General features: G+C 44.1%; 19 protein-coding genes and 2 tRNA genes. 17 read left to right on the forward strand and 4 right to left on the reverse strand.

The genetic code is table 11. The features are described from left to right. Positions 1-25: 25 nt before the first annotated feature. Together AC2D6U_RS14665 and AC2D6U_RS14670 are read left to right on the forward strand one after the other, a co-directional pair. Positions 26-778 carry a succinate dehydrogenase/fumarate reductase iron-sulfur subunit gene (locus tag AC2D6U_RS14665; RefSeq protein ID WP_484721779.1) on the forward strand — a complete coding sequence of 251 codons (753 nt, stop codon included), beginning with the start codon at positions 26-28 and terminating at the stop codon, positions 776-778. A 116-nt stretch (positions 779-894) separates the two neighbouring features. Continuing rightward, positions 895-2,385 carry an SLC13 family permease gene (locus AC2D6U_RS14670; RefSeq protein WP_484721741.1) on the forward strand — a complete coding sequence of 497 codons (1,491 nt, stop codon included), beginning with the start codon at positions 895-897 and terminating at the stop codon, positions 2,383-2,385. Here AC2D6U_RS14670 and AC2D6U_RS14675 read toward each other — a convergent pair. Further along, on the reverse strand, positions 2,373-3,653 hold the full coding sequence (locus AC2D6U_RS14675) for an acetyl-CoA hydrolase/transferase family protein (RefSeq protein ID WP_484721742.1): 1,281 nt from the start codon (positions 3,651-3,653) through the stop codon (positions 2,373-2,375). The genes AC2D6U_RS14670 and AC2D6U_RS14675 overlap by 13 nt on opposite strands. A gap of 199 nt (positions 3,654-3,852) precedes the next feature. On the opposite strand from AC2D6U_RS14675, the gene glgP reads away from it, so the two are divergent. The 3 genes from glgP (at position 3,853) to AC2D6U_RS14690 (ending at position 5,772) form a co-directional block, all read left to right on the forward strand. After that, on the forward strand, positions 3,853-5,496 hold the full coding sequence (gene glgP, locus AC2D6U_RS14680; RefSeq protein WP_484721743.1) for an alpha-glucan family phosphorylase: 1,644 nt from the start codon (positions 3,853-3,855) through the stop codon (positions 5,494-5,496). Positions 5,497-5,552: 56 nt separating this feature from the next. After that, positions 5,553-5,627, forward strand: a tRNA-Val gene (locus AC2D6U_RS14685). A gap of 71 nt (positions 5,628-5,698) precedes the next feature. Beyond that, a tRNA-Pro gene (locus tag AC2D6U_RS14690) sits at positions 5,699-5,772 on the forward strand. 245 nt (positions 5,773-6,017) lie between these two features. On the opposite strand, the gene AC2D6U_RS14695 is transcribed toward AC2D6U_RS14690, so the two are convergent. Further along, complete coding sequence (locus AC2D6U_RS14695) at positions 6,018-7,136, reverse strand: acyltransferase family protein (RefSeq protein ID WP_484721744.1); 1,119 nt, start codon at positions 7,134-7,136, stop codon at positions 6,018-6,020. Positions 7,137-7,259: 123 nt separating this feature from the next. Then, positions 7,260-9,476 (reverse strand): M1 family metallopeptidase, encoded by a 2,217-nt coding sequence (locus AC2D6U_RS14700; protein ID WP_484721745.1) that lies wholly within the window; start codon positions 9,474-9,476, stop codon positions 7,260-7,262. Positions 9,477-9,561: 85 nt separating this feature from the next. Here AC2D6U_RS14700 and AC2D6U_RS14705 point away from each other — a divergent pair, with 85 nt between their 5' ends. From AC2D6U_RS14705 to AC2D6U_RS14730, 6 genes are all read left to right on the forward strand, one after another. Next, positions 9,562-10,563 (forward strand): alkaline phosphatase D family protein, encoded by a 1,002-nt coding sequence (locus tag AC2D6U_RS14705; protein ID WP_484721746.1) that lies wholly within the window; start codon positions 9,562-9,564, stop codon positions 10,561-10,563. 28 nt (positions 10,564-10,591) lie between these two features. Next, positions 10,592-11,470, forward strand: a complete 879-nt coding sequence (locus AC2D6U_RS14710) for a glycerophosphodiester phosphodiesterase (RefSeq protein WP_484721747.1) — start codon at positions 10,592-10,594, stop codon at positions 11,468-11,470. Between the two features lie 59 nt (positions 11,471-11,529). Beyond that, positions 11,530-12,693 (forward strand): hypothetical protein, encoded by a 1,164-nt coding sequence (locus AC2D6U_RS14715; protein WP_484721748.1) that lies wholly within the window; start codon positions 11,530-11,532, stop codon positions 12,691-12,693. Between the two features lie 2 nt (positions 12,694-12,695). After that, complete coding sequence (locus AC2D6U_RS14720) at positions 12,696-13,691, forward strand: adenosine kinase (RefSeq protein WP_484721749.1); 996 nt, start codon at positions 12,696-12,698, stop codon at positions 13,689-13,691. Between the two features lie 145 nt (positions 13,692-13,836). Then, the gene (locus tag AC2D6U_RS14725; protein WP_484721750.1) at positions 13,837-15,162 is read left to right on the forward strand and encodes a M16 family metallopeptidase; all 1,326 of its coding nucleotides are present in this window, start codon (positions 13,837-13,839) and stop codon (positions 15,160-15,162) included. Next, a complete protein-coding gene (locus AC2D6U_RS14730) occupies positions 15,162-17,216 on the forward strand; it encodes an insulinase family protein (RefSeq protein WP_484721751.1) in 2,055 nt (684 codons plus the stop codon). The genes AC2D6U_RS14725 and AC2D6U_RS14730 overlap by 1 nt, the downstream gene beginning before the upstream one ends. A gap of 49 nt (positions 17,217-17,265) precedes the next feature. Here the strand turns inward: AC2D6U_RS14730 and AC2D6U_RS14735 are convergent, their stop codons facing one another. Beyond that, the gene (locus AC2D6U_RS14735) at positions 17,266-18,933 is read right to left on the reverse strand and encodes a M61 family metallopeptidase (protein WP_484721752.1); all 1,668 of its coding nucleotides are present in this window, start codon (positions 18,931-18,933) and stop codon (positions 17,266-17,268) included. 96 nt (positions 18,934-19,029) lie between these two features. Between AC2D6U_RS14735 and rpmH the strand changes: the two genes are divergently transcribed. Genes rpmH through AC2D6U_RS14765 form a run of 6 tightly spaced genes read left to right on the forward strand, consistent with a single transcriptional unit; the run spans position 19,030 to position 23,280 of the window. Next, on the forward strand, positions 19,030-19,188 hold the full coding sequence (gene rpmH, locus AC2D6U_RS14740; protein WP_484721753.1) for a 50S ribosomal protein L34: 159 nt from the start codon (positions 19,030-19,032) through the stop codon (positions 19,186-19,188). 32 nt (positions 19,189-19,220) lie between these two features. Further along, positions 19,221-19,616, forward strand: a complete 396-nt coding sequence (gene rnpA, locus AC2D6U_RS14745; protein WP_484721754.1) for a ribonuclease P protein component — start codon at positions 19,221-19,223, stop codon at positions 19,614-19,616. Continuing rightward, complete coding sequence (locus AC2D6U_RS14750) at positions 19,613-21,265, forward strand: S41 family peptidase (protein ID WP_484721755.1); 1,653 nt, start codon at positions 19,613-19,615, stop codon at positions 21,263-21,265. The genes rnpA and AC2D6U_RS14750 overlap by 4 nt, the downstream gene beginning before the upstream one ends. Continuing rightward, complete coding sequence (locus tag AC2D6U_RS14755; RefSeq protein WP_484721756.1) at positions 21,265-22,074, forward strand: sulfite exporter TauE/SafE family protein; 810 nt, start codon at positions 21,265-21,267, stop codon at positions 22,072-22,074. Before AC2D6U_RS14750 ends, AC2D6U_RS14755 begins: the two co-directional genes overlap by 1 nt. Position 22,075: 1 nt before the next feature. Continuing rightward, complete coding sequence (gene tsaB, locus AC2D6U_RS14760) at positions 22,076-22,759, forward strand: tRNA (adenosine(37)-N6)-threonylcarbamoyltransferase complex dimerization subunit type 1 TsaB (RefSeq protein WP_484721757.1); 684 nt, start codon at positions 22,076-22,078, stop codon at positions 22,757-22,759. Then, a complete protein-coding gene (locus AC2D6U_RS14765; RefSeq protein ID WP_484721758.1) occupies positions 22,759-23,280 on the forward strand; it encodes a DUF2480 family protein in 522 nt (173 codons plus the stop codon). Before tsaB ends, AC2D6U_RS14765 begins: the two co-directional genes overlap by 1 nt. The last annotated feature ends 361 nt before the right edge of the window (positions 23,281-23,641 follow it).

Here is a 23,641-nt window from a genome sequence, read left to right on the forward strand (position 1 = left end):
TTAAGATATGTCAGCAAATAATGGAATGAATCTTACGCTAAAGGTCTGGAGACAACAGAGCCAAAATGCGAAAGGAAACATGGAGACCTATCAGGTAGCTGATATCTCACCTGATAGCTCTTTTTTGGAAATGATGGACATTCTCAACGAACAGTTGATCGAAGAGGGCAAAGAGCCCGTGGCTTTCGATCATGATTGTCGCGAAGGAATTTGCGGATCTTGTTCCATGTTCATCAACGGAGAAGCACATGGACCGGGTAAGGAGATCACAACCTGCCAGCTTCACATGAGAGAATTTAAAGATGGAGATACCATTTACATCGAACCGTGGAGAGCGAAAGCCTTTCCGGTGATCAAGGATTTGGTTGTCGATCGTTCTGCCTTTGATCGCGTTATGGCGGCTGGAGGTTTCGTGTCTGTGAACACGTCAGGAAATACGGTGGATGCAAATGCCATCCCTATCGAGAAGGCAGATGCCGATTCAGCATTTGACGCAGCGACTTGTATAGGTTGTGGCGCCTGTGTGGCGACGTGTAAAAATGCTTCTGCCATGCTTTTTGTGTCGGCTAAAGTATCGCAGTTTGCTTTACTTCCTCAAGGACAAGTAGAGGCGAAGGACCGTGTGAAGAACATGGTAAAGGTGATGGATGAAGAAGGCTTTGGTAACTGTACAAATACAGGAGCTTGTGAAGTGGAATGTCCGAAAGGGATTTCAATTGAAAACATTGCACGAATGAATAGAGAATACTTGAAAGCCACCATCAACGGGGATAACTAGACACTCCATTCAATGAAATAGCATAAAAAAAGGCAACAATCGGTTGCCTTTTTTTATGCGCAAAGGTTATGAGTACTGGGTGCATCATGGCATATTGGAACTGATTTCCAAATGATATGGCTTCTCAGCATCGACGTAAACTTTTTGAACGAATTCACCTGCGCTACGAAGTAAAAAGGGCTTACCTAAAAGCCTTTGATTACTTTCCTCGTCCGATCATCACCAAGCATTTTTGGATGTTTTTGGGGAGCCTGGCTATTTCTACAGTTGCTACATTTCTTTTATTAGAACAGCAGAAGCAAGAAATTGCCTTTATGCTCGGGATCTTCCTGTTGGCCGCATTGCTGTGGGTGACAGAAGCCCTGCCCTTGTTCGCGACTGCTTTATTGGTTATTGGGCTCGAGATCATCTTATTGGCTAACCCCGGTGAATGGAAAGGTGTCGGTTTTTCACTGGGCGCCAACCCCAGTTACCGCGAGATATTGTCCCCCTTTGCCGATCCTATCCTGATTCTATTTCTAGGGGGCTTCATCCTAGCGCGGGCTGCCGTTAAAGAAGGGGTTGACAAAGCGCTGGCCAGCACCATCTTGAAAGTATTTGGTGACAAACCGAACATGGTCATTTTAGGAATGATGTTGATCACAGCCGGTTTTTCAATGTTCATGAGCAATACAGCAACCACTGCCATGATGATCACCTTGGTCTCTCCACTTTTTCTGAATCTTCAGGAGGACGATCCATTGCGTAAAGGATTAGTGCTCAGTGTTCCGGTAGCAGCGAACATTGGAGGGATGGGAACTCCCATTGGTTCTCCTCCTAATGCTGTCGCCATTGGGTTTTTAAGAACAGAAGGCATCGATATCAGTTTTCTCAATTGGATGATCATAGGAGTTCCTCTAGTGTTCATCCTTTTGTTCATTGCCTGGATATTGATCACGCGAATGTTTCGTTCTCCGGACCTTACCGTGCGACTCCAGACAAAAAAACGTCAAATCAAAGGAAGAGGATGGTTTGTCATCACCATTTTCAGCATGACCATTTTGCTTTGGATGACGGATTCGCTACATGGTTTGCCATCGGCTGTCACCGCTCTTTTTCCTGTCATTGTGTTTACATCTACCAGTATTATCGACAGGCAAGACTATAACAATCTAGAATGGCACATACTCGCCTTAATAGCTGGAGGTATCGCGCTGGGTTTAGGAATGAAGCTCAGTGGCTTGGATGTCATGATCGTTCAGTTAATTCCTACTGAATCGTCTTTCATCTTTGTCTTATTGGTCTTGGCGACTGTGCTGTTGAGTATTTTCATGTCGAACACTGCAGCAGCCAATTTGTTGATTCCCTTGGGAATTACCTTGGCCACATTGGCCTTTGGAATAGGGGAAGTACAGGTTGTGTATTACGGTTTAAGCATTGCCTTGGCCTCAAGCGCCGCCATGGCCTTACCGATCAGTACGCCACCAAATGCCATTGCCTATGCCCAAGGGACATTGGTCTCGAAAGACTTCATTCGAGTGGGAGGGTTGATCAGTTTAGCAGCCGTGCTATTGATCGGACTCTTTGGTCCGCAAGTCATAGAGTTTTGGGCAGTTTACTTGAAGTAGTGCCCATTGTAGCGGTCATGGGCAGCACGCGCCAAAGCCTCACGGTGTTTCGGATGAGCCACATTGATCAATGCTTGGGTCCGTTGTTTTAAACTCTTTCCATACAGATCGGCAATACCATATTCTGTGACCACATAATGCACGTGGGCTCGAGTAGTCACCACACCAGCACCTGGCTTTAAGGTAGCGACGATCTTTGAATCACCACTTCTGGTGGTAGACGACAGGGCAATAATGGGTTTGCCGCCTTCAGATAATGAAGCGCCACGAATGAAGTCCATTTGGCCTCCAACACCAGAATACATTCTCGTACCGATGGAATCTGCACACACCTGACCGGTCAGGTCAACTTCGATCGCACTATTGATGCTGGTCATTTTGGGCATTCTTCTGATGACCGCAGTATCATTCACATATTGGATATCGAGCATCCTGATCATGGGGTTGTCATCTACGAAATCATAGAGTTCCCTAGAGCCGATCATGAAGCCTGAGACGAGTACGTCCTTGTGCTTTGTTTTGTATCGGTTATTGATCACCCCACTTTTCAATAAGGGAATAACACCATCAGAAAACATTTCAGTATGCACTCCAAGGTCTTTGTGATTCCCAAGACAAGCCAGTACGGCATCCGGAATAGCACCAATCCCAAGTTGTAAAGTTGCTCGGTCTTCTATCATTCCGGCGATGTGCATGCCTATTTTTTGTTCCTCTTCTGTTAAAGGGTGTTTCGGATGTTCAGCAATGGGTTCATCAATTTCAACATAGGTGGTGAATTTGCTCATATGAATCAGACCATCACCATGGGTACGGGGCATTTGCGGATTGACTTGAGCGATCACGATATCGGCTTTGTCAACAGCGGCTTTTGTTGCATCGACAGAGACCCCTAGAGAACAATAACCATGGTTATCAGGCGTAGAAACGGTGATCATGGCGACATCCACCGGGATGACACCTGAACGAATCATGACCGGAACTTCGCTCAAAAAGGAGGGGATGAAATTGGCCCTTCCTTCTTTGTGTGCTTGACGTACATTGCCCCCAATAAACATGGAGTTAATGGTAAAAACATCCTGCATTTCAGAAGCAGCATAGGGAGCCGGTCCTTCGGTGTGCAATTGATACAGCTTGATGTCATACAATTCGCTTGCTCGGTCTGTCATGGCTTTCACCAACGATACGGGCGTAGCGGCGGCAGTGTGTAAATAGATATTATGTCCGGGTTTGATGACCTTTACGGCCTCTGCTGCTGAATTAACTTTCATCTGTTTTTCTTTGTGGCAAATATGGATTTTAAAGTAGCCACAAAAGATGACAAAGGTCAGGTCGAGACATTAAAATGAGACAATTTTTGAAGCTTCTTCTGTTGAGCAAAAGGACAATCGTTTGCACGCAAGTTTTTGGGAGGAGGCATTCATAAGCCGAACGCATCCACTACATTTACCATCCGCAAAACCAATCGATATGAAATTCAAACACCCATATAAATTTGGGAAAGGTTACGAAAAGCCGGTAGCCTATTTTTCAATGGAATTCGCCATTGATCAACCCTTAAAGATCTACTCAGGCGGTCTTGGCTTCCTGGCCGGTTCACATATGAGAAGCGCATACGACCTTAAGCAAAATGTGATAGGCATCGGAATGCTATGGAAATACGGTTACTACGACCAAACCAGAAAGCACAATAACGAGCTAGACGTGCTCTGGCAAGAAAGACACTATAATTTTTTGGAAGACACAGGCATTGTGCTCGACGTTTCAGTCGACAGCCATCCGGTTAAAGTAAAGGTATTCTACTTGGCTCCCGAGGTCTTTGGATCAGCTCCGATCTTTTTACTGTCGACGGATCATACTGAGAACGATTACTTGGCGCAGACAACAACGCACAAGTTGTATGACAATAACATTGCGACCAGGATCGCCCAGTATATCATTTTAGGTATTGGAGGGGCTAAGTTGTTGGAAGAACTTGGTCATGAGGTTGATCTCTACCATTTCAATGAAGCCCATGCTCTTCCGGCAGCGTTTCGATTAATGGAAAAGTTGGGTGATCTCAACAAGCTGAAAGAAAAGTTGGTCTTCACGACTCATACTCCGGTTAAAGCAGGAAATGAAGTCAATGACCCAAATCTCTTGCACAAGCTAGGTTTCTTCAATGGATTTTCAATCCGTGAAGTAGAGGACATGGTCGGCTTTGAGAACGGCATGTTCAACCATACCTTGGCAGCACTTAGAATGTCAAAGATCTCAAACGCCGTTTCAAAAAAGCATTGTGAAGTCTCTAAACAGATGTGGGGAGCCTTTGACGGGATCTGTGATATCATTCCAATTACAAACGCCCAAAATGCAGCTTATTGGACCGATAAAGAGTTGGATAAGGCCCATGAAAAGCGCAATAACAAGAAGTTTGTCAGCCGTAAGAAGGAGATGAAGCAAGAGTTGTTCGATCTAGTGGCCGATCAAACGGGTAAAATCTTTGACCCGAATGTGCTGACCATTGTTTGGGCAAGGCGATTTGCAGGCTATAAAAGAGCGGACCTGATCGCTCGCGATGCAGAGCGTTTTGAGCGTTTGTTGAACAATAAGGATTTCCCTGTTCAGATCATATGGGCAGGAAAGCCCTATCCGTTGGACCATTCGGCTGTGAGTACGTTCAACTGGTTGGTGCATTTCACAAGAAAGTATCATAATGCGACCATATTAACGGGTTATGAATTATCGCTTTCCGCATTGATGAAGAAAGGTTCTGATGTTTGGTTGAACAACCCAAGGATTCCACTGGAGGCTTCTGGAACATCGGGCATGACAGCTGCGATGAATGGATCTTTGAACTTCTCTACCAACGATGGTTGGATTTTGGAATTTGGTGAACATGGAAAGAATGGGTTCGTTATTCCGGAAGTAGACACTTCCTTACCCGAAGGAGAACAAGACGAGCAAGACGCACTGCACATGATGGAGATCTTAGAAAATGAGATCGTGCCCATGTATTACAACGACCACGATGCCTGGGTAGAAATGAACTATCAAAGCATGGACGATGTCGATAAATACTTTAGGGCATCAAGAATGGCAGATGAGTACTACAAAAAACTCTATAACCATTGAAACCCATCGCAGAGATTTATTAATATTGCAAGGCCGTTGAGAGACGGCCTTTTCTTGGGGTATTAGCTCAGTTGGTTTAGAGCGCTGCCTTGACAGGGCAGAGGTCACTGGTTCGAATCCAGTATATCCCACTAAAAATCTCAATTGTCAAGCATCAATACCCAATAGGATTTTGGTCTTTGATCATTGAGATTTCCTTTTTCGGGATGTGGCGCAGTCCGGTAGCGTACTCGTCTGGGGGGCGAGTGGTCGCAGGTTCAAATCCTGTCATCCCGACAACCCATTCAAAGTCTGCTTTTGCAGACTTTTTCATTTCAGGACAATTCAAACTTGTTTGAAATTGTCAGTGAAATGAGAAAGCAGTTACAGAGTAATTGGACTTTGAATGGGTTGTATCTCCCCACCAATGGATCAGCGAAGCTAATCCTGTAAGACGTAAATTATGAATTGTTGTAAATCCCTAACCCAGAAGCAGCTATGTTAATCCTGCCGTCCCGACGATTTAGGGTTTTTATTTTCTATCAAACCTTGATCACGATCTTTTTACGGTAAAGTACATAGCCGAGTAGGTAGCACACCAAGAGGTGGGCCAGTGCCATCAAAAAGGAACCAAATTTTAAATGGTTCGGTGCGACTTGACTGAACACTTCGGTCCATAACCAGCCGTAGGCATTGACCGTTTCACCAGATGCGTTCGTCCATTGCAACACCACATACATAGTGTTCACGAGTAGCCCTGAAAAAATGTAAATGATGAGCGGGTTCAATCCGAAAACCTGAAAGGGCTTTACCCAGAATGTATACTTTCTGTTATCGATCAATTCGATCAACACGCCCAAGACGAGAATGGCAATGCCTCCAGTGTAGAGTACGTAAGAACTCGTCCAAAGAGATTTGTTGATCGGGAAGAGGGTTCCCCAAGCCAATCCAATAAAAATATCGACAACACCTACCAACAGCATATTCTTAACCAAGCGATGTCGATCTGTACTATTTTTGATCAAAGCACCGATTAAATATCCCATGACAATGCTGATGGCGGCTGGAAGAGTGCTTAGTAAGCTTTCAGGATCAAAGGCAATACCAAGCCCATTATATAGGTGGTTTTCACCCAAAAGCATGAGGTCAAGCTGTCGTGCAAAATTATGTTCTAGACTAAATGGGTCTTCCTTTTGGCCAATGAGTAGAATGACCCAATAAGCGACTAAAATAGCCAATGCGGGCTTCCAGATCTTCCAAAGATCTGAACCCAGACATAAGAATGCTGCAATGATATAAGCCAAACCGATCCGTTGCAAAACCCCTAAAAACCTCAGCTCGCTAAACGGCAAATGATAAAATGGAAACCAATTCAGTCCAACACCGATCAAGAGTATAACAGCCCCTCTTCTCAGAACCTTTTTAGCAACAGGCGTAGTCAGTTGATGGTTGAATTTATCACCAGACAAATAAAGAGAGACACCAATGATGAACATGAAGAAAGGAAAAACAAGATCAGTCGGTGTTAGGCCATGCCACTTGGCATGCAACAGTGGAGGGTATACATGTGACCATGAACCGGGGTTGTTGACCAAGATCATCAAGGCAATGGTCATGCCTCTAAAGACATCCAAGGAAAGTAATCGGTTTTGCTGTTCCATAGGCTTATCGCAACTTAAGATATACTATACGTGAAATAGATTGCACTCTTGTACAAAAAATGTTTACAGCTAAAAAAAGCCACAAGTGAACGACCTGTGGCTTTTCTTTTGCTCGGCAAGAAATTAATTGCCGTCCTTTTTGAACTTATCGAAACGTGAATCTCCTTTTTTACTTGGAGGAAACACATTGTTCTCCACATTCACGTCTGCCAATTGCTTGTAAGGATCGAAGACCACATTGGCGACTTCTTTGTCCTTGACAAAAATATGGTTGACTTGGCTTTCGTTGTATCGCCAGATCTCCGCTGGGAGTTTTTCAATCTCTTTTGAACCGTCTTTGTACGTCCATTCCACAACGATAGGGGTAGGTAGACCACCATTGTTTTTGAAGGTTACCTGGTAAACATTTTTACCCGCTAAACGCTCCTTGATCGCATCATTAGGAACGGTTCCTCTGTATTCGCCCCTCATTTGAGCGTCTGTCAGGCTGATCTCTTGGGGTTGACCATAGAAAGGGTTGTTGTCTGCATCGCCGCCCAGGCTACCTTCTTGAGCTTTTACATCACCTTCAATGTTTTGCTCTTCGCCTTTGATTCGCATCCATTTGACATTGGCAACTTCTACGTCAACATTATCGGTCGAATAGAACCAACCTCTCCAGAACCAGTCCAGGTCTACCGCTGAGGCGTCTTCCATGGTGCGGAAAAAATCAGCGGGTTTTGGGTGTTTGAATGCCCATCGCTCGGCATACTCCTTGAATGCCTGATCGAATAGCTCAGGTCCCATCACTTGCTCTCTCAATACCACCAAGGCCGCAGAGGGTTTTGAATAAGCCTCAGGCCCAAGTTGTAAGGATTGCTCTGGATTGGTCATGATCGGACGCATAAAATCTTTGCTTCCCTTCATGTAAGGTACAATGGCCTCCGGTGAATTGGAGTTGTATGGAAGATCAGGATAAAAACGCTTCATGGTCATGTATTCCAAGAACGAATCGAGCCCTTCATCCATCCATGCCCATTGACGTTCATCAGAGTTGATGATCATTGGGAAATAATTATGCCCCACTTCATGGACAATTACATAAACCATTCGGGTTTTGATGAAGTCGTCGTAGGTACCATCAGGTCTTGGTCGTCCAAAATTGAAACAGATCATGGGATATTCCATTCCAATACTGGCAGCATGTACAGAAATGGCTACCGGATATGGGTAATCGATCGTCATTTCTGAATAATTGATCAGCGTATTTTTAACGGCTTTGGTCGATTCTCTTTCCCAAAGAGGATTACCCTCTTTTGGATAATAGGACATGGCTAAAGGCGTCTTTTCACCCACTTCAACTGCCATGGCATCCCAGATGAATTTTCGAGAGGAAGCGAAGGCAAAGTCTCTGACATTCTCGGCATGATACACCCAGGTTGATTTTTTAGTCGATCGCTTTTTTTCTTTTGCTTCGGCTTCGGCTTGGGTTACGATGATCACAGGCTCGTCATAGGTATTCTTTGCCTTTTCGAATCGGTCCAATTCTTTTTTCGACAACACATCTTTTGGGTTTTGTAACTCACCAGTTGAAGCAACAATGTGGTCCGATGGTACGGTGATCTCCACTTCAAAATCGCCGAAGGTTAAAGCAAATTCACCAGAACCAATGAACTGCTTGTTTTGCCAGCCATTGAAGTCGTCATAAACGGCCATGCGAGGATAGAACTGGGCAATAGTGTAGAGGTAATTGTCGTCTTCCGCAAAATATTCATAACCCGATCGACCACCGATCAATCCACGATCGTTCACGTTATACCACCAATCGATATTAAAAGAATAGCTTTCACCACTTTCGAGGGCTTCAGGCAAATGGATCTTCATCATGGTGAAGTTGATCGTGTACTCCAGGTCATTGCCGTTGGCATCTTTCACAGCCATCAACTTAAATCCTCCATCGAACCCATTATCACCTAAGGTACTTTGCGCTTGTGTGGTCGACAAGGAACTCGTATTGTCTGGAATGTTGCCAAAGCCATTTGAAAGAGCGCTTAGATTACCTTGCTCTCGTACGTTTTGATCGAGCTGCACCCAGAGGTATTTCAAAGCGTTTGGGGAATTGTTGAAGTAGGTGATGGTCTCTGAACCCGTGATCTTCTGGTTCTCATCGTCCAATTCAACTTTGATCTGATAATCAGCTTTTTGTTGCCAATAAGCAGGGCCGGGTTCACCGCTTCCGGTTCGGTATTGATTCGGTGTGGGCAGCATATTGTCAAGTTGCTCAAACTTGCCTTGCCATTGGTTTTGAGCAAAAAGTGCTACTGAAAAGCAACTCAAAAGGAATGCATATAGGATTTTCATCGTGTATCTAGAAATTTTTGGGTAACAATAATAGTCAATTCATATCTGAATAACATGAACTATTTATCTTACCCAAAATTATGCCATGAAGAAATTTCTCATACTCTTATTTTGCTTCTTGACAGGCACACTTGCAGCGCAAGACCTGGCTTCTGATAACATACTAGAAACCATTGCCATTGGATCATGCAATCGGCAAGAACTGCCGCAGCACATCTGGACGCATATTGCCAAGCACCAACCGGATCTATGGATATGGCTAGGGGATAATATTTATGGGGATACGGACGACATGGCGGTGATGAAGGCGAAGTACGATCAACAGAAAAATGGCAAGGAATATCGTGCATTCAGAAATAAAGTGGAGCTCATTGGTATTTGGGATGACCATGATTTTGGTAAAAATGATGCAGGCAGTGAATACGCCTTTAAAGACGAAAGCCGGGATTTGATGTTCGACTTTTTAGATGTACCCAAAGAAAGTCCCGCCTGGCAAAGAAAAGGAGGGTATCAATCCTATTCCTATGGATCAGCAGATCAAAAGATCAAAGTGATCCTGCTCGACGCCCGTTATTTCAGAGATACCTTGGATCGACAGCAGGGGGTGTATCAAAAGAATTGGGAAGGCCAAGTATTGGGTGAAGCCCAATGGAAGTGGCTGGAGGAAGAGCTTACCAACAGCGACGCAGCCATTCATCTGATTTCAAGTGGTATCCAGTTCATTGCGACAGAGCATCGTTTTGAGAAATGGGACAACTTCCCAAAAGAAAGGCAGCGCATGTTGGATCTTTTGGTAAAAACACAAGCAAAGAATGCTGTGTTTTTGAGCGGAGATCGACACATTTCTGAAGTGGCGGCACTTCATGTGCCCGGTTATGGCATGACTTATGATTTCACCTCCAGCGGCATGACCCACAGTTACACGGCAAGCACCGAGTATAACTCCTACAGATTGAGTAAATTGGTGACGCAAAAGAGTTTTGGACTCATCCATGTGGATTGGAGTGGAAAAGAACCGAAAATGAGTTTTAGCATTCGTCGAGATGATGACGAATTGATTGACGGCCCCATCGCCATACTTCGCTAGGAGCAAACAAACCCTAAATGAACGACCTATGAAAAGAATTTCACTCCTTTTACTTTTACTCTCTATTCTTCAGACCAATGTTATGGGGCAAACAACTGTTTTGGATATTCAAGGACATCGAGGAGCCAGGGGACTTGTACCCGAAAATACGATTCCGGCGTTCAAACGAGCCATTGACGAGGGAGTGACAACACTGGAGTTGGATGTTGTCATTACAAAAGATAAGCAGGTCGTGGTTTCGCATGAACCCTACATGTCTTCTTCCATTTGTGTAAAGCCGAATGGTGAACCTGTCGGAAAGGGTGAGGAGTTCAATATCTATCAAATGACTTATGCAGAAGTAGCGACCTTTGATTGCGGTTCAAGAGGCAATGCCAGATTTGCAGAACAAGCGAAAATGGTTGTTCAAAAGCCCCTTTTATCGGATATGATCCAGGCAGCGGAAGCCTATGCAAAAGAAAAAGGGGTGTCGCCTCTTAACTACAACATTGAAATCAAAAGTTCGCCAAAGGGAGATGGTGTTGATCATCCTGAAGTGGAGGAGTTTTCGAGTCTTGTATTTGAAACCATAGAAGCCTTTTTGCCTCGTTCGCGGTATACGCTTCAAAGTTTTGATTTCCGTGTACTTCAGTACTGGCATCAACAATATCCTGAGGTAAGTTTGGTCGCGCTGATCGAAAACACCAGATCCATAGAAAAGAACCTAGAGGAATTAGGCTTCACTCCGGACGTCTACAGTCCTTATTACAAGCTGCTCAGTGCTAAAAAGATAGCCAAGGCCCATGAATTGGGAATGAAAGTAGTGCCTTGGACAGTGAATTCGGTCAAAGAAATGCAGGCCTTGGTCGATCTTGGCGTCGACGGGATCATCACGGATTACCCCAATCTGGCAAAGTCCTTGAATTGATACGAACTCACCTTTTTAAATCCTCTTAAAGTCCCTAATTTTAGCGCTTTGATATCTCTATGAATCTGATAGAAGTAAAAGATAAAAGCACTGAGAAGGCTTTTATTGAATTGCCCGTAAGGCTTTATAAGAACGAAAAAAATTGGATTCGTCCGCTGGACAAAGACATCAAAGCGGTCTTTGATCGAGCCAAGAACAAAAACTACAGAAATGGTGAGGCCATAAGATGGATACTTGAACGAGAAGGTCAGGTAGTGGGTCGCATAGCTGCTTTCTATGATAAGAAAACGGCGGCAAAAAACGAACAGCCAACGGGAGGCATTGGTTTTTTCGAATCTATCGACGATCAAGAAGTGGCCAACACCTTATTTGATGCTGGAAAGCACTGGCTCATCGAAAAAGGGATGGAAGCGATGGATGGACCCATTAATTTCGGCGACCGAAACAGTTGGTGGGGCTTGCTGGTGGATGGCTTTCATGAGCCGAACTATCAGATGCCGTATAACTTTCCTTACTACCAGGCCCTATTCGAAAATTATGGCTGGCAACTGTATTTCAATCAGTATACGTATCAACGACCCATGGGGTCAGAGGTGGGGTTGACAGACCGAATGAAGGAAAAAGCCTCTTTGAATATCGATAATCCAGAATACGAGTTTAGGTGCATCACCAAAAAGGAATACGACAAAGGGCCGGAATATTTTAGAACAGTATACAACAAGGCATGGGCTGGTCATGGAGGAGTAAAAGAAATGCCTTTGAGGCAAGCTCAGACCATATTTAAAAGCATGAAACCGGTGGCTGATGTTAGACTCATCTGGTTTGCTTTTTACAAGGGTGAACCTGTTGCATTCTTCATTTCACTTCCAGAATTAAATCAGATCTATAAGCAGCTAAATGGTCAATGGAACCTTTTCACTAAACTCAAATTCCTGTATCTCCTCAAAACGGGAGCAATAAAAAAAGCATTAGGAATCGTGTTTGGAGTGGTTCCTGATCACCAGCGAAAAGGAATTGAAGCCGCACTTATCGTCTCCTATACAAAAATGGCATGGCAGAAGGGGTTCCAATACAATGATCTAGAGATGAACTGGATCGGTGATTTCAATCCAAAAATGATGCGTGTTGTGGAGCAGATCGGAGGAGAGGTTTTCAAAACACATATTACCTACAGATACTTATTCGATAGAACAAAAGAATTTAAACGGGCAAAAAAGATATGAGCATGAGAAAAAGTTTTGACGTCTATGGCATTGGAAATGCCTTGGTAGATTTAGAGATCAAAGTGGACGATGAGTTCTTGTATGATCATAAGGTGAAGAAGGGTTTAATGACGCTCGTGGATGAAGACACACAGTTCCGCTTGATCGGAGCAGTTGAAGATCAGCAATATGAAAGAAAATCAGGCGGGTCGGCTGCGAATACAGTGATTGCAGTTAGTCAGTTTGGCGGTAAAGCCTACTATTCATGCAAAGTAGCCAATGATGAATTTGGTGACTTCTACCTAATGGACATGAATGAAGCAGGCATAAAAACCAATTTAGATGAAGCCGAAAGAGAAGCAGGCATAACAGGGAAATGCTTGGTGATGGTAACCCCTGATGCTGATCGTACAATGAATACTTTCCTCGGTGCTACGACCAATTTGTCGACCGATGAGGTAGATGAAGAGGCCATTAAGGCAGCAAAATACGTTTATTTGGAGGGTTATTTGACCACTTCAGCCACAGGCATTGAAGCCATGAAGTTAACCAAGAAGATCGCTGAGAAGAATGGGGTCAAGACCTCGATCACACTATCTGATCCTTCCATCGTACAGGCGTTCAAAGCCAACTTTGAAGACGTAATTGGTGCTTCTGTCGATCTGCTCTTTTGTAATGAAGAGGAAGCCATGGCTTATACCGGTACCAGCGATCTACTTGAAGCAAGAGAGGCTCTGAAAAAGGAGGCAAAGCAGTTTGTCATTACCTTAGGTTCTAACGGTGCCATGATCTTTGATGGCGATACCTTCATTGATATTGAACCGTATAAAGTAAAAGCCCTCGACACCAATGGGGCTGGAGATATGTTCGCCGGAGCCTTCTTGTATGGCATTACCAATGGCATGTCAATGGCGGCAGCTGGTAAACTCGCGAGTTTAGCCAGTTCGAAAGTGGTCTTACAATATGGGCCTAGGCTATCGGCGGAGGAGACTAGAAAATTGCTAAAGGAAGTTTCTTGAGAAGAATCTTCAGACGGTTATCCGAATAAACATCCGCTTATCATTTGACGTTATGGGATAATTAGTCTCAACTCTACATTAGAAGCGTTAAAACTTGAATAGAACTATGTTAAGAAAATTAAGTCTTTTTTTAATATTAAGCTGTTTGGCGATTGTTGCCGCGCAGGCTCAGAATATTGAATTCGAAGAGTACGATCTTGATAATGGACTGCATGTCATTCTCCATCAAGATAATTCTACTCCTATTGTTACGGTATCAGTGCTATACCATGTGGGTTCTAAAAATGAACCTCCAGGTAGAACTGGTTTTGCCCATTTCTTTGAACACCTGATGTTTGAAGGTTCTCCAAATATTGGAAGGGGTGAGTATTTCAAGATCATTCAAGCTGCTGGCGGTTCATTGAATGCCAACACCTCTAATGACCGCACGTACTATTTTCAAACGTTGCCTTCTAATCAGTTAGAGCTTGGTTTATACATGGAGTCAGAACGCATGCTTCATGCTGTCATTGATTCTACTGGTATTGCCACACAAAAGGAAGTGGTTAAAGAAGAAAAGCGATTGAGAATTGACAATCAACCGTACATGTCATTCCAAGCTGAAATGTTCTCTAAGGCATTTGAAGGAACCAACTATGCTTGGACACCTATCGGTAGCTTTGAGGATATCGATGCAGCAACTGACCAAGACTTCGTTGATTTCTACGAGACATTCTACGTACCCAATAATGCGACGCTTTCCATTGCTGGCGACTTCGATAAAAAGGAAGTGAAGGAGCTGGTAGAGGCTTACTTTGGCGAAATAAAAAGAGGAACCAAGGATATTCCTAGACCTGAAGTAAACATACCACAATTCACAGAAGCCCAGGAGGCAACCGTTTTTGACAACGTGCAAATTCCAGCTGTGTTTGAAGGCTATCGAATTCCTGCACAAGGAACAGACGATTATTACGCCATTCAATTCTTGACACGCTTGTTGTCAGGAGGTGCTTCTTCTAGGTACCAGAAAGTACTAGTTGATGAGAAACGCATGGCCTTACAAGTTCAGTCTGCTCCTTTTGCTTTGGAAGATGCAGGCTTGTTCATCAACATTGCCCTTCCTAATCAGGGAGTGGAGGTTGAAGATCTTATGGCTGAGCTGGACAAAATCATTGAAGACGTTAAAAACAATCCAATTCCGGAAAGAGAATTTCAGAAATTGAAGAACCAGGTAGAAAACAGCTTTATCTCGGGTTACGGCTCGGTACAAGGGATCGCTGAAAGCTTGGCCAATTACCATGTCTATTTCGGCGACGCCAATTTGATCAATACAGAGATCGAGCGCTATCAAAAAGTGACTCCCGAGGATGTGATGAGAGTGGCCAAGAAATACTTGGTGCCAGAAAACAAAGTGGTGTTGAATTATCGCCCGATGGCTGAAAAAGAACAACCGAAAGAAGCACCATTGAAGAAGGAAGGAGGAAAGAACTAATGAGAACGATATACACATTAATGTTGACCCTGCTATCAATAGGCCTGGTGGCTCAAATTGATAGAACGAAATTACCTGAGCCAGCTCCTGAGCGGCCGATAGAAATTGGGGATTATGAGCAATTCCAATTGGATAATGGCTTAACCGTTATACTGGTTGAAAATGACAAACTGCCTCGTTTAAGCTGGACATTGACCTTCAATACAGGACCAATCACCGAAGGGGATAAGGCGGGCTATGCCGGTATCTTTGGTCAGGTGATGAGTGCTGGAACTACCTCTTTGACGAAAGATGAATTCAACGAAGAAATTGAATTCATGGGGGCCAACATCAGCGCCGGAGCAAGCTCCGTTTTTGCTACCTCATTATCGAAGTATAAAACTGAGGTGCTAGACCTCATGACGGATTTATTATTTAATCCACGTTTCCCTGAGGATGAATTTGAACGGGCCATTGAGCAAACGCTCACAGGTCTAAAATCTGCCAAGGATAGTCCTGATGCGATTGCTGCAAATGTACGAGGCGTGGTAAACTATGGAAAGGACCACCTTTATGGCGAGCTCGTGACGGAAGAAACCGTCAAGAACATCACAATGGATGACCTAAAGGCCCATTACCAAAAGTTTTTCAAACCGAATATCGCTTATTTGGTCATTGTGGGTGATATCAAAGCGCGCGAAGCGAAAAAACTGGTGAATGATTATTTCGGTAAATGGGAAAGCGGAGATGTCGTAAAAGAAGAGTTTGTTCAACCCGAGACGCCAAATGAAAGAGCAATTGCTTTTGTAGATCGTCCTTCTTCCGTGCAGTCGGTGATCAGCATCTCATACCCGATCGACAATAAACCGGGTTCTGAAGATGCGATCAAGCTCGCGCTTCTCAATAGAATATTTGGAGGTGCCGGATTGTCGACTCGTTTGAACATGAACCTCCGAGAAGATAAGGGGTACACCTATGGTGCGAATTCAAGCATCGGGTCGAGTCGCTATTCAGCAACATTCAATGCAGGGGCTAGTGTTCGAAATGAAGTAACGGATAGTGCCATGGTCGAATTCATCAAAGAAATGGAATTGATCAGCACAGAAATGGTTACAGATGAAGAGTTAGCGATCGCAAAGAGTTCGGCAAAGGGTGCTTTCGCTCGTTCTTTGGAAAGCACATCTACCGTTGCTCAGTTTGCCTTGAATGCTGAGCTGAATGATCTGCCTGATGATTATTACGCAACCTACCTTCAGAAAATTGAGGCGGTAACCAAAGAAGATCTGTTAGCGGTTGCCAAAAAATACATCCGACCAGAACAAGCGAATGTGGTTGTGGTAGGTAAAGCAGAGGAAGTTGCGGCCAAGCTCAAGGCTTTTGGTACCATTACTTACTACGATGATGAGGCCAACGTGGTGTCTGATCCTACTCAGGTGGTGATGGGCAATGTCTCGGCAGACGAAGTACTAGCCAATTATGTACGGGCGATTGGTGGCAAAGAGGCCTTGGATAAGGTCAAAACCCTGCAGTACAAAAGCACAGGTACTTTAAGCATGGGTGGTCAGTCTATTGAACTCAATAGAAATGTCTATCAGAAAGCACCAGATAAGTTTCTTGACGAAACGATCGTGACCATGATGGGGACGACAAAGCAGATCTACAACGGTGGAGAAGCTAAAATGATCGCTGGAGGTCAGACCGTTCCTGTTCAAGGACCAATGGCGGCACCATTGAAATACCTAGGCGTGTTGTTCGCGGAGAGATTCTATGGAGAACTAGGCTACGAATACGAATATAAAGGAATCAAAGAAGTCAACGGGAAGAATTCGCATCGCATCGACGTGAAGATCGACGGAGCGACATTCATTGAATTCTACGATGTGGACTCTGGTCTTAAAGTACAGGCCGACCTAGGGCAGTCGGGTGTTTACACTTTCGAAGATTACAGAGAAGTGGACGGTATCATGATGCCGTTCAAGTTGATCGTCAAGAGTGCTCAGATCCCTGCACCTTTGGAGTTCATTGTTTCAGAGGTAAAGATCAACGAAGCGATTGATGATTCAATGTTTGAATGATCAGCTGAAACCATACGAAGTTAAAAAGGGCCTCATTTTGAGGCCCTTTTTAGTTTAAACATTCTTCCAGCCACCCTTTTAAGAGGGGGTTCCCACTATCTGCTCGATTTATGGATACCTGAGGGATCACAAAGAATGGTTGACTGCCTTTAGCTAAACGAATGGTGTGTTGTTTTCCATAGCGCTCCACTTTTACCTCAAGTTGATCTGCATGTTGAGTGGTTTGGATAAGCTTGTCATTGAGCATCAGTTGTTGTTCAGCGTCTGAACCAATTGAGATGGCGTAAACGACTTGTTCCTCTGTTCGAAAACCAAATTCTTTCTCTAATTGATGGTCTGGTGCTTCGTCAACAACCTTAAGACCAACCTTAACCAGTAGGGGGAAGAGCCACTCTCCGTAGTCTGCCGTACCAAAAATGAGCTGTTCGAAATAATCTGTTAAGGATTCCTCGTAGACTTCTTCCGCAGCATTTTGATAGTGTGTCCAAATATAGCCCGACCTGTCTTGACCATGGCGTTTCCACATCAGGCGCATCACGTCATCCAGGCTTTTCTTGCCATTGAACTTAATACGTAGGCTAAGGTCCAAGATCATCGCGGCCAGGGCGCCTTCATTGTAAATGCTAACTTTTCTACCTGGTATACCCTTTTCATAGCCGTCTAACCAAAGGTCGAAAGAGGATTCAGCGACTGAGTAATTATGTCTACCCTCATTTTCGAAATGCCTTTTCAGTAGTTTATTGACTTCCCCTAGGTATTCTTGAACGCTATATACACCAGATTTGGCCAAGATCAGGTCTCCGTAGTAAGTTGTGATGCCTTCGGAGATGAAGCCGGTAAGATGCAAGTTGGGCTGCTGGAAATCATACGGAGTCATTTCCTGCGGCCTTAACCGAATCACATTCCATGTATGAAAGAGTTCATGACAGCTCACACCTAGAAAGTCCGCATAACGTTCCCTTTCAGCAAGTGCCTCTTCCGGCCCTATGGTGATCACCGTGGAATTCCAGTGTTCCACTCCATGGTAGTGTTTGTAAGGAAGCACTTGAAACAAAAAGTGGTAGTCGTCGCAAGGTAGCTCACCCATGACCTCCAATGTTTTTTTAGTGAACCGCTCAAAATCGTGGATGAGGACTTCGTCAGTTTGTGGCATGTTGCCTTGAAACCAAAGTGTGTAAGGTTTTTTGTTTACTTCATATCCGACCTCTCTCAAGCTCTTGCTCGCAACCATGGGGCTATCCACCAATACGTTATAATCAGGGGCGATCAAGTGGTGCTTTCCGATCTTTTTAAGTCCAGAGGCGATGCTGTAATCATTGGGTAAGGTCAGAAGCACTTCGCAAGGTGCGTTTCGGCTCGACTGGCTATACATCAGACAGTTGATAAAGTTTACGTAGAGTTGCTCCTGATCCAACCAGCTGTTTCCGGCATCCATCAATCCGGCATAATACTCGTAAGAAATGCAAATGTGTTGACTTTTCGTGCGCTCAACCTCCCAACAGGAGAGGTCTTTTTTCTTAATGATCAATGCCTTTCCGTCCCGGGTCTTGGCTCGCACCTTTCGGATACGTTTGGCAAAATGCTGAATTTCGTACCGTCCCGGTCGCCAGGTAGGCAAGTAGACCAACAGTGGCGATTCAGAGGAATGCTCAAATTCGACATCAATCCTGAGGAATTGTGCCGTAGGGTTGTGGTATGAGAGAGTATATCGAGTCATAGATCAGTTTCTGCTAACAATTTATGATCTACTTTGGCAAATCAAAAAAAGCTATCTATCTTTGCAGTCCTTTTACGAAAAGAAGAATCAGAAGAGATGAAAAGAACGTTCCAACCTTCGAACAGAAAAAGAAGAAATAAGCACGGTTTCAGAGCTAAAATGGCTACTGCAAGCGGTAGAAGAGTGTTGGCTAGCAGAAGAGCAAAAGGCAGACACAAACTGACCGTTTCTAGCGAGAAAAGACATAAAGCGTAATTTTACTCTGTAGGGGTTTTGTATATTACCTCGTGGCAGAAGAAAACAGCTTAACATATCACTTCCCAAAAGCGGAGAGATTACATAGTAAGAAATTGATTAAGGAGCTATTTGACAATGGCTCCTCTTTTTATTTATACCCATTCAAGGTCGTCTGGTTGGCAGAGCCAACGCTCACATCACATCAAGTCCTCTTTTCTGTTTCGAAAAGAAATTTTAAAAAGGCCGTCGACCGAAATTTACTCAAACGTCGGATGAAAGAGGCCTATCGCCTAAACAAACCACTGCAAGAGTTCTCAAGTATTCAGCCTGCTCTCTTAATCGCTTATATTTATACGGGAAAAGAGAAACTTGACTTTCATGCTCTCGAGTCCAAACTAAAGAAAAGCCTCAAGCGTTTGATAAAGGAAACCCTTAGTTCAACATGAAAAAGCGAATTGCCCTTTATTCAGTAATAGTTCTTAGTGTGGTCACCTTGTTCGCCTTTACAAGTCCACAGAATGATAAATACTTCGAGATCCTGAAGAACCTGGACATTTTTGTCACGATGTACAAGGAGGTAAACTCCAACTATGTCGACGACGTCAATCCCAATTTACTCATGGAAAAAGGTATTGATGCCATGTTGGAGTCGTTGGATCCCTACACAGTGTATTATGCAGAAGATGAAATCGAGGATGTACGGACAGAAAACACTGGGCAGTACGGTGGCATTGGGGCAAGAATTGGCGAGCGTCTTGATGGTGGCGTATTTGTACTCATGCCAGACGAGGGCTATGCAGCGGCAGAGGCTGGTTTACAACGAGGGGACGAAATCATCGCCATCGATGGGCAAAACGTGGAGAAGGATTACGAGAAAGCAGCGCAGTTCTTGAAAGGACAATCCAATGATGAGGTGCTTCTTAATTTAAGAAAGCCCGATGGCAGCATGGTGGAGGTCGCGTTGACCTTTCAACAGGTAGAATTACCCAATGTTCCTTATTATGGTAAAGTGACGGACAATGTGGGCTTAGTCAAATTGACAGGGTTTATGCAAAATGCATCGAAAGAGGTTAAGCAAGCCATTCGGGAGCTGAAAAAGGAAGGCGTTGAGAAAGTAATTCTTGACCTCAGAGGGAATGGTGGAGGTCTGTTAAATGAGGCAGTCAATGTGTCCAATTTATTTGTGGAGAAAGGAGAATTGATCGTCACCACAAAAGGAAAGCTGGAGGAAATGAATGCTGACTACAAGACCTTGAATGCTGTTTACGATCATGAAATTCCGTTGGCCGTTTTGATCAACAGTTCAAGTGCTTCAGCATCGGAAATTGTTGCAGGCGTGATGCAAGACTATGACCGTGGAGTGATCATTGGTCAAAAATCGTATGGAAAGGGCTTGGTGCAGCGAACGATGCCACTTTCCTATAATTCACAACTCAAAGTGACCATCGCCAAATATTACACCCCTTCAGGAAGATGTATTCAGGCATTGGATTATAGTAACCGAAATGCCGATGGTAGTGTGGGTAAGGTTGCTGATTCCTTAAAAACCTTATTCAAAACCAGTAATGGTCGTCCCGTATATGATGGGGGTGGGGTAGATCCTGATTTTGCAACCCCGGAAAGGCAGTTTTCTCCGATTGTGTTAGGTCTGTTAGAGAAGGACCTGATATTCGAATTTGCCAATACCTATGATTTTGGATTTGATCAAGCTGCTTCTGGAAAAGACATTGTGCTGAATGAACAACATTTCATTGATTTTAAAAACTGGCTTGGAACAAAGACACTCGATTATGCTTCAGCGCTCGAAAAGGAAATAGAAGCATTCAGACGTTTGGCAGAAGCACAAGGGGAGTTGTCCAGAATCGCTTCACAGCTCCATCAACTTCAAGCCCAGCTTGAACGAGACATGGAGTTGGATCTGATGAATGCTAAAGAAGAAGTGATGTTCTTGTTGCAGGAAGAAGTGGCAGGAAGACGCTTCTTGGAAAGAGGGCAATTAGAAGCAAGTTTTGGCAAGGACCCTGAGGTACTGAAAGCTATTGAGGTACTCAACAATGAGGGGCTGTTGAAAGAAACTCTTGGGCTTAGCAATTAATGGAGTACTATTTTTTACTCTTCTTCTTAGGACTCATCGGTGGTTTCTTGGCTGGGCTGATCGGCATTGGAGGAGGGGTAATGTATGTGTTGATTTTGCCTTATTTGCTGATACAAATGGGCTTTCCCCAGGAAGAGATCGTCCAATACACCATCGCTAATTCATTGGTAGGAACTTTTTTTGCTGCACTTTCTGCCAATATTATTTTATTCAAGGAACGGAGGATCTATTGGCAAACGGTCCTGATCATCGGGTTTTTCAGTACGCTTGTCTCTTTGCTCTTGTTGGAATATTTCGTTAATACCAGCTTGTATGCGATGCGCGAATTTAATATTGCCGTCATCGTCCTGATGCTTTTTATCATTTATCGGACAATCAAACAAAATTGGAAAGGCAAGGCAAAAAAAGAAAAGCCCATCAACCTAAGGTCATCTGCTGCTATGGGAATGGGAGCGGGAGCCGTCGCTGCCTTGTCTGGACTTGGTGGAGGCACCGTGATCATTCCAATATTGAACATCGGATTCAAGGTAGACATGATCAAGGCCAAATCGATTTCGCTAGGAGTTATCCTGATCTCCTCTCTGGCAGCAACCATATTTAATCTATTGGAAAATACCCGCATTCCCTACGTGAATCAAAGCCAAGGCTATATTGTCTTTCCATTAGCGCTCATTATTTCATTGGGTGTGGTCTTAGGTTCACCCATTGGAGTTAAAGTTTCGTCAAAGCTGAGTCAACAATGGATCAGTATTATCTTTGTGTGCTTCGTTGTGGTTGTCATCATTGATAAAGCGCTACAACTGATCTGATATGGCATTAATACTGAGTATAGAAACATCGACAACAGTTTGCTCTGTAGCGCTCACGGATAGAGATGCCGTTTTGGCCAAAGAGATCCTGTATACGGAACAGAGCCATTCAACGCATCTTACGTTGTTGATTGAGGCGGTGTTGACCAAAGCGGGACGTCAAATGATAGACTTGGATGCTGTGGCGGTTTCTGAAGGACCCGGTTCTTATACGGGCCTGCGCATAGGGGTGTCCACAGCAAAGGGGCTTTGTTATGTACTAGGAATCCCTTTGATTGCTATTTCTACCTTGTCCGCTATGGCGTATCAGGCAATTCAGCTCGAAAGGACTGATGAGTTATTAGTGCCTATGCTCGATGCACGCCGAATGGAGGTCTATACAGCCACGTTTACACGCGACTTGAAGATGACGGAACAAGTGCGCCCTGTAATTCTAGATGAACAGTCGTTTGCAGAAACTTTGCAAAGCCAATCGATGTTATTCTTCGGGAATGGTGCAGGCAAGTTCCAGGAGATCATGAAACACGAGCGAGCGTCTTTTGTAAATGACTTGGTGCCTGAGGCTTGGGCTGTCGGCTTGCTAGCACAGAAAAAACATGCAGGGTCTGTTTTTGAAGACCTCGCCTATTTTGAACCCAACTATTTGAAAGCCTACCAGGCGACAAAACCGAAAAAGTTACTGTGATGGAAGAGCAAATTGTAAATAGGGTAGCAAACAGCCCACTGGTCACAATTGATCTGGAAGAGATCTATGATCGTACCGAGCGTATTGACTACGACATCGCACAAAACCTTTACCAAGGGTTGATTCTGCGTGAGCAGGAGTTCCGAACCTTCATAAAAGAATACGATTGGTCACCTTATGAAGGAAAGAATGTCCGGGTGTTTTCCTCTGCCGATGCGATTATCCCTACCTGGGCTTTCATGTTGTTGATCGCCAAATTGGAGCCGATCACAAATTTTGTCATGATCGGAACAGAGGAGGCCTTCGAGCTGGCCTTGTTCAATAGGAGTTTTGATGCCATGGATTGGTCGCAGTTCAATGATAAACCTGTGGTGGTTAAAGGTTGTGGGGAACTGGTAATTTCCGAAACAATCTTTGGCGAAATGACGAGAAGACTGGTGCCGGGAGTCAAGTCACTCATGTTTGGCGAACCTTGTAGCACAGTACCCGTATATAAACGACCCAGAGCACCAAAAAATTAAGCTTCAAGGGATTAGAAATTATCGAAAAAATATTCTGCTTAGGCTTGTTGTATTGAGCAAAAGCTTTCTACATTTGCATCCCGTTTAAATGAAACGGAGCACAGTATTGAAAACGAAAAAAGAGCGAGATGAAATAAATTTTCATTTAGCTTAGATTTTTAAAAACATCTTTTTTACCTTTGCATCCGCTTTCGGAACGAAGGTTTAGAAAGTGTAAAAAAGTGGGGGCTCACAACGGTGAGTTTTCGAATAAGACTTAAGGGGTTTGAAAGCCTTAGAAGTTTTACGTTTACTGCGAGGGATCGGCGATTAGATATAACCATGAGTTAGCTATTGTAGAAGCGTCTAATTGGTCAGATCC

Source organism: Roseivirga sp. YIW32 (assembly GCF_057219245.1).